We start from the raw sequence: 8,574 nt of genomic DNA, 5'->3' as shown, positions 1-8,574 counted from the left end.
CGCGCTGCGGATGGAATCGTTCAGGTTGAAGTTGAAGGAGGAATTGAAGGCATGATCGGAGATAAGGCGCGATCGTGCCCGGGCTCAAGTCGGCATCCTGTACCTTGCGCCCTGCCTGCTCGGCATCGTCCACAGCGTATTCGCGATGTTCGCCTTGGGGACGCTGATCGGAACGCCGGTCTGGATGTACGGCCTGATCATCATGGGCATCTACATTCTGCTCCAGGGCGTGTATTTCCTGATCTCCTGCACGGCATACACGAGAAGCATTCTGAAGCTGCCTGCAAGCTGAACCCGATAGTCTATTGATCGGGAAGGGAAGGGCTGATAGGCCTTGCACGCCTTCGCAAGAATCAATAGAAGGGCGAGTGATCCCGTACGGGCAGCAGGAATCGTGCGAGGGGCAATGGAGCCATAAACTCGTCAAAAAGAGCGGACCCCCGGAAAAAGTTCCGGAGGTCCGCTTTTTTTGGATTCGGCTTTTCTCAAGCGCGGCTTCGCGAGAGCAGCAGGAACGAGCCGCCGATAATGAACAGCAAAGCAAGGAACGGGAATACGGAGGCGAAGCCGCTGAGCAGCGCGCTGATCGAGAAGACGGCGCTGAACAGCAGGCCGATCACGAGCAGGATATTGATTGGGATAAGCAGCCAGCGGTTCCGGTTTCCGAACCAATAGAATTCCCACAGGCCGAACGGAACGGCCAGGATGAAGCCGGGCCAGATCGAGCCCCAGTTGTCCAGCAGCATGGCGAACTGGCAGACGAGGCCGGCCGCCAGCAAAATCCCGCCGGGAATGAGAAGTCCCGGAGCGCGGCGTCCGAGCAAGGAGAAGTACATCCAATGGAAGAAGATGCCGAGCGGGATCACGAACAGGCTTGGCCAGAAATGGCCGAAGATGAATCCGGGACCGACGCTGCGGCCTTGCTGCAGCATCATATAGACCCCGAGGAGGATGAGCGCCGCTCCGAGGACGGCTTTTGCTTGGCGAGTCATGATTCCACCCTTTCGGCTGTAGGCCACCTGCAGAACGCGGTTGATGGCCGTTTTTTCCACTATACCAAGGCTGCGGCCTGCTGTCCTCCTGCCGGAGGGAAATCAGATCCCGGACTTAAGTCCAGGTCGAGGCTGTCTCAGGCTCTCATCCTTCCCCGGCGTCTGCCTGGAAGGCTGCAGCGGGCAATAGAGGCCATAAGCCTCGGACAATCATCCAAGAGAACGAACGCCTGAAAGCATAGAATAGAAGAGAAAGAGGAAAGGAGAACCGATCCAAATGGAAGAATTCGCAGCAGATTCGGCCTTCCCGGCGGATGAAGCGCCTGCGGCTGCCGTTGCGGCTGCCCAGGACGCTCCCGTTCAAGGAGAGGCAGTCCCCGAGACGGCGAATGCCGAGGATGAGCTGGCCTATGTGCAGAAGGCGCTGTCGCTGCCGCTTCATGCGGGGAAGGGCGGCGGACGCATGCTCTCGAGCAAGATGGCCAAAACCGCCGCGCTTCTCTCCCATCCGTCCATCGCTCCCCATATTCCCCCGACCCGGCCTTACACGGAAGCCAATCTGAAGAGCATGCTGGAGCAGCACGGGATGGTCGTCATCAAGCCGGTTCGCGGGACCGGGGGAATCGGAGTCATCAAGATCGAGCGCAGCGGAAGCGGATACAGCTATACGCACAGCTCGAGGACCCGCTCGGCCTCGTCGGTCCCATCCCTCCACAGGGCTCTGAAGCCGCTGCAGAAGGGGCGCGCCTACATGATCCAGAAAGGCATCCAACTGGCGACAGTTGGAGGAAGGCCGATCGACTATCGGGTCAAATACGTGAAAAACGGAAGCCGCTGGGAATTCCGCTCGATGGTCGGGCGCGTCGCCAGGCCGGGATTGTTCGTCACGAATCTGTGCCGGGGCGGCAGCCAGCTGACGGCGGCCCAAGGAATAAGCCGCTCGCTGTCCTCGAAGCTGGTGAGGAGCAAAAAGCAGGAAATGCGCAGCCTGACCCGAATTTCAGCGTCGGCGCTGGAAGCCCGCTTTCCCGGCATCGGCCAGCTCGGCTTTGATTACGGCCTCGACAAAAGCGGGAAGATATGGATTTTCGAGGTCAACACCCGTCCTAAATAGGCATGCAGCCGAGCATTATCATTACCCTCCCCATCTCCCGCTCAACCTTGCTGGAGCCTGCAAAATCTTTATCGGAAATAAAGTATTCATCAAACTTTTTTATTGAATTTCCCTCCCCTCCGGTTGTGTATAACTCTGTCCACAGTAAGCATGAAGAGTTTCCTCAAGATTTTCCAAATACCCACAATTTGTGCACATCTTGTACACCGTTCCATGTGGATAACGGAACGCTTGTTCCTTGAAAACAGCCCATGCTAAGATTGGGAAGAAATAGAAATTCAATTCGAAAGGAGGCTGAAATATGGAGTTGTTGTCTGATGAGCTGCTGATCGAGACTTACTTCAGCGCGGTCCAGTTCAATCTGGATTACGATTTCATCAAGCTTTTGAAGGGTGAGCTGAAGCGCAGACAACTGAGTCCCGAATCCATACTTTTAGGCGCTTGATGACTTCTTGGCCGCGCTTGTTGTTCCACGGCCATCCGGATGGAAATCAGGGATGGACGATCACAGCTCAATGCGGACGCTGACTCCGCAGCTGCTGGAGCAGGCGGGACAATACACCATATGATAACAAGCCTGTTCCAATCCGCCGGACAGATCGTCGGTCTGTACCGGCGAGTACGGCGAATACGGGCCTGCATAATCCGCCGCGGGACCGCAGTCTTCGGCCGGTCCTGCGCAGTGCGGGCATGCCGCATAGAGAAGCCGGATTCCATTGCATACGGGACACATAAAATAGGGTACCCTCCCAAGACATCGTTTGCTGCCGCTCAATCGGAAGCATGGCGCATGTCGAGGTAGGATACCCTTATTTTTTCGGTTCTAACGGGTCTGATTCGAGGATCTTCTTCCGTTATGGCCTACAGCTTGAGATTGCTGCTATGTCCAGGCGAGAGCTTGGCGGAAGGATCGATATAGACTTTGGCGTTGTTGACGGCCGTCGGCGCTTCGCCGAAACCGACCGCGATCAGCTTCAGCTTGCCCGGATAAGTCGTGATGTCGCCGGCAGCGAAGATACCGGGCACGCTCGTCTCCATCCGGGTGTCGACGACGATGCTGCCTCCCTCGATATCGAGGCCCCACTCGGCGATCGGGCCGAGAGACGATACGAAGCCGAAGTTGACGATGACCGTATCCGTATCCAGCACGGTCTCCTCGCCGGTCTTCACATGGCGCAGAGTGACCCGCTCAATGTAGACCTCGCCCTCCAGCTTGGCGATCTCGGTCGGGACAAGCACCCGGACGGTGGATTCCTGCAGCTTGGCTACGCTGTGCTCATGAGCGCGGAATTTATCCCTTCTATGGATCAGGGTGACGCTTTCGGCGATCGGCTCGAGCATGAGCGCCCAGTCGACGGCGGAATCGCCGCCGCCGCTGATCAGCACCTTTTGGCCCTTGAACTGATGCAGATCGCTGACGAAGTAATGCAGGTTCTTCTTCTCGTACAGCGCCGCCTCCGGCAGCTCGAGCCGGCGGGGCTCGAAGGCGCCGACGCCTGCCGTGACGATGACGGCGCGGGCCCAGTGGACAGCTTTGTCGGTACGAATCTCGAACAGCCGCTCCCCGTGCTTGACGAGAGAGGTTACCTTCTCCTCCAGGCACACCTCCGGCGCGAAATGATCCAGCTGCCGCCGCAGCGAATCGACGAGCTCCTGGGCGGTAACCTTGGGAAAGCCGGCGACATCGTAGATGTGCTTCTCGGGATACAGGGCGGCGAGCTGGCCGCCCAACTGCGGCATGCTTTCAATGATCTTGACGGATGCCTGGCGCATGCCGCCGTAAAAGGCGGCGAACATGCCTGCCGGCCCGCCGCCGATAATGGCGATGTCGACCGGTTCCGCATTGGATTCCAATCCTGTCATTTCCGCACCTCCAGAACATGGGCTACAGGATCATTATACGCCTGCCCGGGCGTCCAAGGGAAACGGCGCAATTGTACGTTCTTCTAATTATTTTCGTAGGAAATGACCTTGATGTGCCAATCCTTATTTTGATATCATGGCAGGAGTATATTTGGATCATTAGATAGCAGGATGTCAAGAGATGGATTGGAAGGGAACGCCATATGAGCAATATACCGAAGATCGTCATACTGGGAGCAGGCTACGGAGGCATTCTGACCGCGCTGAAGCTCCAGAAGCAGCTGAACTACAACGAAGCGGACGTCACGCTTGTCAACAAGCACGACTACCATTATATTACGACCCATTTGCATATGCCGGCAGCGGGAACGGACAATCCCGAGAATGCCCGCGTCAATATTTCCAAGCTGATCGATGAATTCAAGATCGACTTCGTGAAGTCCACGGTCGTGCAGATCCGGACGCAGGACAAGAAGGTCATTCTGGAGGACGGAACGCTGTCCTACGACTATCTGGTCATCGGCCTCGGCGGAGAGCCGGAAACGTTCGGCATCCCGGGCCTCGCCGAGCATGCGATGAACATCCGCAGCATCAACTCGGTCCGCCTCATCCGCGAGCATATCGAGTACCAGTTCGCGAGGTACAAGCGGGAGCCGCATCGCACCGATTACCTGACGTTCGTCGTCGGGGGAGCGGGCTTCACCGGCATCGAGTTCGTCGGCGAGCTGGCCGACCGCATCCCGCAGCTATGCCGCGCGTTCGACGTGGACCGCTCGCTCGTGAAGCTCTACAACATCGAGGCGGCGCCGTCCGCGCTGCCGGGCTTCGATCCGGAGCTGGTGAAGTACGGCATGGACGTGCTGGCCAAGAAAGGCGTCATCTTCCGCATCGGGACCGCGATCAAGGAATGCTCGCCCGACGGCGTCATCGTCGGCGACGGCGAGGAGATCCGCTCCAAGACCGTCATCTGGACCGGGGGCATCCGCGGCAACCGGCTGATCGACGAGGCCGGCTTCGAGACGATGCGCGGCCGCGTCAAGGTCGACGACTACCTGCGGGCTCCGAACCAGGAGAACATCTATATCATCGGGGACAATTCCCTGATGTTCAACGAAGAGGGCCGTCCGTATCCGCCGACCGCCCAGATCGCCATGCAGCAGGGCGTCACCTGCGCCCACAACCTGGTCGCGGCGATCCGCAGCCAGCCGCTGAAGACATTCGCCTTCAGCAACAAGGGCACGGTCGCCTCGCTCGGCAAAGGCGAGGGCATCGGCGTCGCCTTCGGCAAGAAATACCAGGGCCGCAAGGCCGCCTGGCTGAAGAAGATGATCGACCTGCGCTACCTGTTCATCATCGGGGGAATCCCGCTCGTCCTGCGCAAAGGGAAGTTCTTCTAATGCGCCACTGCAGCGTGCAGGTGCGCGGCCTGCTGACGAGAGACGAGCTCGACCGGTACAACGCGCTGATGGAAGTGGGCTCCTATCTGGAGTCCCAGAACCGCCACGACTTGGCCTATACCGTCCAGAAGGAAGTGGACAGGCTCATCGAGCCGGGCATCGAGCGGCTCAAGGAGAAGGGCCGGCAGCGCGACCGGGACACCGAGGAATATCTGAATGCCAAGAGGCTGGCCGCCGAGGCCGGTCTCGAGGATGACGAAGACGAGGATTGAAGCGAAAAAGCCGCAGGCTGAAAGGGGAAAACCCTTCCGCCTGCGGCTTTACTTCTGCTGCCATGCGCCGGCTGCGCAGAGCCTGCCTCGACCGGGATATCCCGGTCAGGGCATCAAACGGACAGCAGCTGCTCCAGCTTGGCGCCGTCGAGCAGATTGCCGATGAAAAACTCGCCGAAGTCGCCGTAGCGAGCGCTCACCTCGTCGAACCGCATCTCGTAGACGAGCTTCTTGAACTGGAGGGCGTCCTCCGCGAACAGCGTCACGCCCCATTCCCAGTTGTCGAAGCCGACGGAGCCGCTGATGATCTGCTTGACCTTGCCGGCGTACTGGCGGCCGATCATGCCGTGGCTGCGCATCATCGCGCGCCGCTCGTCCATGCCGAGCATATACCAGTTGTCGCCGCCGTCGCGGCGCTTGTTCATCGGATAGAAGCAGATGTGGCGGGCTTTCGGAAGCGTCGGCTTGAGGCGGGCCACGATGTCCGGGTTCTGCATCGGATCCTCGCCCGGCTTGCTCATGTAGTTGCTGAGCTCCACGATGCTGACATAGGAGTAAGCGGGCTTCGTATAGTCGCCGAGCGGACTCTTGTTGAAGCTCGTCTCCAGTTCGCTGAGCTCCTCAAGCGTCTCGCGAAGATGCATGATGACGAAGTCGGCTTTCTGGCCGACGACGGAATAGAACGCCGTGCTGCCCTTGCGGTCCTGCTCGTCGCGTGTCCACCCGGCCAGCATGGATTGGATGGAGTCCAGCGCGGAAGCGCGGTCTCCGGCGCCGGCCGCTTTCCAGGCCTGCCAGTCGATCGTGCGGAAATCATGGAGAACGTACCAGCCTCCAGCGTTTGTGCTGCGTCACTCATTTCCGTTGTTTCTCCTTCCATAAGAAGGGCATGCCTGCACCCCTCCTGCCATGTCTCCCATTGTATCGAATCGCCTCAAGCAGAGCAACCGGAGCGGGAAGCTGCAAATTGACTTGCGGGCAGGCTTGGCATAAACTTAGAAGGAACCGCGTTTGGTATGCGAGAACGGAAGGATGATAGGCGGCATGCTTCAAATTATAATTGCGACGGTGCTCTTTTTTGTGATGATGTTTGGAATCGGATTCATCCTGAACATGCTCATGAAGACGACCTGGTTTCCGATTTATCTGTTCCTGATCGTACTGGTGCCGATCTACATATGGTCCACCTGGGACCACAGCGTCTCGGTGGCCGATAATATAGGAGAGTTCACGTTCATCGATTGGATGCCGGTCATCGGCGCCCTTGTCGGAGCCTATGTAAGCGGGTATGCCATCCGCAAGCTCCGCATCGGCGGCTTCAAGATGTTCTAGGCTTTTGCCGGAGTTTCAAAAAGGAAAGCGGCCGACATGCGGCGCTTTCGCGGCCTGCTCGTTCCATAGGCTGCGGGCGCTGCCATGTCTTTTTTTTTCTCTCCCGCCCAAGGAGATCCCGGCTCGGCTCCGCATGGGGCCAGCCGATGAGGGCGGCGCCATAAAATGGTCGGGCAAGAAGGCTGGACCGGCTTCCCGAATGGTGTCGGATAGGCTCGATTCTATGATACACTAGTAGGACGAAGAAAGAAGGGGTGGAAGAAACGATGCGCATAGACAGCCGGCTGCAATTCACCGAACATCACCGGTTCTGTGTGTACCGGAGCTTCTCGCTAAGTCCGCTCGACCAGCGGATGCTGACGCTTATCTACCAGCCGATGACGGGAGCGGCAGCCGCTTCCCTCTATCAGTTCCTTTATTATCAGGTCGCGGAGGGCTACAGCGGGTATTCCTCTCTCGACAGCCAGCGCAAGCTGTTCCTCGGTCTAGGCCTCGACATGAACGATGCCGGCCGCCGGGAGCTGGCCGCATGCGCTTCCGTTCTGGAGGCGCTCGGCTTGCTGACGACCTGCCGGCTGTTCCTGCCGGGCCAGGAGGACGTCATGTACGAATACGAGCTGACAGCGCCGCTGTCGCCGGCCGAGTTTTTCCAGAACCAGCATCTGAGCATGCTGCTGCGGGACAAGGTCGGCAAGTACGGCGTCGTAAGCCTCCAGGAGTCGCTGTTCCAGCGGGAGCCGGACGAGCTCGCCCAGCATGAGCTGGTCAAGGAGAACATTTCGATGCCGTTCTACGAGCTGTTTCGTCTGAACGCCGCCGTCGATCTGGAGCTGGAGCAGGCTCTCGAGGAAACGTCGCCGGTCCGCAAGGCTCCGGTCCAGCCGGAGCAGCCGAGTGCCGGAATCCAGTATGGCGACCTTATCTACCGCTTTCCGCGGGGATCGGCGAACCGCCCTTACGTGGAGAGGCTGCGGGGGGATCAGGACCGGATGGCCCAACTGAATTACGTCGCATACAAATACGGTCTCGGGGCTGCCGACCTCAGCAGGCTGCTGGACGAAGAGGATGTATTCGACGGACGCGGGGAGCTGCAGCTCGACGACTTGCAGCTCAAGGCCGCCCAGATGTACCGGCAGGACCGCAAGCGCGAGAGCGACCGGGCGCGCCAGACTTCTCGGATGCAGGAGGAGACGGAAGCCGAGCAGCCGGAGCACGGCGTGCTCGCGGAGCATTATTTGCCGGTTCCGTCGCAGCTGTCCGGACGATGCGACATTCAGCAGTACAACATGCTGATGCGCAACGAGCCGCATACCCGCTTCCTGCGCCGGTTTTTCCCCGGCGCCGTGCCGGACTGGATCGAGCGGCAATTCGAGCGGATCGACCTTCACTACAAGCTGCCGGGACCGGTCATCAACGTGCTCGTCCATTATGTCTTCGGGATGAAGGGATCGTCGCGCGTCACGAAAACGTTCATTGAAGCGGTCGCCTCCAATATGCTCGTGCAGCAGGTGGACGAATTCGAGAAGGCGGTCGGTTATGTGAGGGAGCAGATTGAAGTGGAGCGCTCCCGCGAAGCCCAGCAGGCCGGCGCACCGGGCAGGGGC

At 59.1% G+C, this 8,574-nt stretch carries 9 protein-coding genes and 1 pseudogene; 7 read left to right on the top strand and 3 right to left on the bottom strand.

What is annotated here, in order from left to right:
- The first annotated feature begins 145 nt into the window (after positions 1-145).
- Positions 146-292, top strand: coding sequence for a hypothetical protein (locus BN871_RS27940; protein ID WP_157060354.1), 147 nt, complete (start codon positions 146-148; stop codon positions 290-292).
- A gap of 193 nt (positions 293-485) precedes the next feature.
- Here the strand turns inward: BN871_RS27940 and BN871_RS21310 are convergent, their stop codons facing one another.
- A complete protein-coding gene (locus BN871_RS21310; RefSeq protein WP_048748687.1) occupies positions 486-992 on the bottom strand; it encodes a hypothetical protein in 507 nt (168 codons plus the stop codon).
- 463 nt (positions 993-1,455) lie between these two features.
- On the opposite strand from BN871_RS21310, the gene BN871_RS21305 reads away from it, so the two are divergent.
- Positions 1,456-2,106, top strand: coding sequence for a YheC/YheD family protein (locus BN871_RS21305; protein WP_048748686.1), 651 nt, complete (start codon positions 1,456-1,458; stop codon positions 2,104-2,106).
- A 301-nt stretch (positions 2,107-2,407) separates the two neighbouring features.
- A complete protein-coding gene (locus BN871_RS21300; RefSeq protein WP_021880090.1) occupies positions 2,408-2,551 on the top strand; it encodes a sporulation histidine kinase inhibitor Sda in 144 nt (47 codons plus the stop codon).
- A 416-nt stretch (positions 2,552-2,967) separates the two neighbouring features.
- Here BN871_RS21300 and BN871_RS21290 read toward each other — a convergent pair whose 3' ends face one another.
- Positions 2,968-3,969: an NAD(P)/FAD-dependent oxidoreductase gene (locus tag BN871_RS21290; RefSeq protein WP_021880088.1), complete on the bottom strand. Its 1,002-nt coding sequence runs from the start codon at positions 3,967-3,969 to the stop codon at positions 2,968-2,970.
- A 203-nt stretch (positions 3,970-4,172) separates the two neighbouring features.
- On the opposite strand from BN871_RS21290, the gene BN871_RS21285 reads away from it, so the two are divergent.
- Together BN871_RS21285 and BN871_RS21280 are read left to right on the top strand one after the other, a co-directional pair.
- On the top strand, positions 4,173-5,366 hold the full coding sequence (locus BN871_RS21285) for an NAD(P)/FAD-dependent oxidoreductase (protein ID WP_048748684.1): 1,194 nt from the start codon (positions 4,173-4,175) through the stop codon (positions 5,364-5,366).
- Positions 5,366-5,638 (top strand): hypothetical protein, encoded by a 273-nt coding sequence (locus tag BN871_RS21280; protein ID WP_021880086.1) that lies wholly within the window; start codon positions 5,366-5,368, stop codon positions 5,636-5,638. The genes BN871_RS21285 and BN871_RS21280 overlap by 1 nt, the downstream gene beginning before the upstream one ends.
- Before the next feature lie 113 nt (positions 5,639-5,751).
- Here the strand turns inward: BN871_RS21280 and hemQ are convergent.
- Positions 5,752-6,497, bottom strand: a pseudogene (hemQ, locus tag BN871_RS21275) (hydrogen peroxide-dependent heme synthase).
- Between the two features lie 185 nt (positions 6,498-6,682).
- On the opposite strand from hemQ, the gene BN871_RS21270 reads away from it, so the two are divergent.
- On the top strand, positions 6,683-6,970 hold the full coding sequence (locus BN871_RS21270) for a YuiB family protein (protein WP_083436575.1): 288 nt from the start codon (positions 6,683-6,685) through the stop codon (positions 6,968-6,970).
- A 266-nt stretch (positions 6,971-7,236) separates the two neighbouring features.
- The coding region (locus BN871_RS21265; protein WP_048748683.1) for a helicase DnaB at positions 7,237-8,574 on the top strand (1,338 nt) is incomplete at its 3' end.

It is taken from the genome of Paenibacillus sp. P22 (genome assembly GCF_000469945.2).
Lineage (GTDB): Bacteria > Bacillota > Bacilli > Paenibacillales > Paenibacillaceae > Paenibacillus_O > Paenibacillus_O humicus.
Note: the sequence above shows the minus strand (reverse complement) of the source record. Positions and strands in the feature narration are given on the sequence as shown.

Coding starts and splice junctions, on each gene's coding strand:
- BN871_RS27940 (WP_157060354.1), top strand. CDS start 146: ATGTTCGCCTTGGGGACGCTGATCGGAACGCCGGTCTGGATGTACGGC.
- BN871_RS21310 (WP_048748687.1), bottom strand. CDS start 992: ATGACTCGCCAAGCAAAAGCCGTCCTCGGAGCGGCGCTCATCCTCCTC.
- BN871_RS21305 (WP_048748686.1), top strand. CDS start 1,456: ATGCTCTCGAGCAAGATGGCCAAAACCGCCGCGCTTCTCTCCCATCCG.
- BN871_RS21300 (WP_021880090.1), top strand. CDS start 2,408: ATGGAGTTGTTGTCTGATGAGCTGCTGATCGAGACTTACTTCAGCGCG.
- BN871_RS21290 (WP_021880088.1), bottom strand. CDS start 3,969: ATGACAGGATTGGAATCCAATGCGGAACCGGTCGACATCGCCATTATC.
- BN871_RS21285 (WP_048748684.1), top strand. CDS start 4,173: ATGAGCAATATACCGAAGATCGTCATACTGGGAGCAGGCTACGGAGGC.
- BN871_RS21280 (WP_021880086.1), top strand. CDS start 5,366: ATGCGCCACTGCAGCGTGCAGGTGCGCGGCCTGCTGACGAGAGACGAG.
- BN871_RS21270 (WP_083436575.1), top strand. CDS start 6,683: ATGCTTCAAATTATAATTGCGACGGTGCTCTTTTTTGTGATGATGTTT.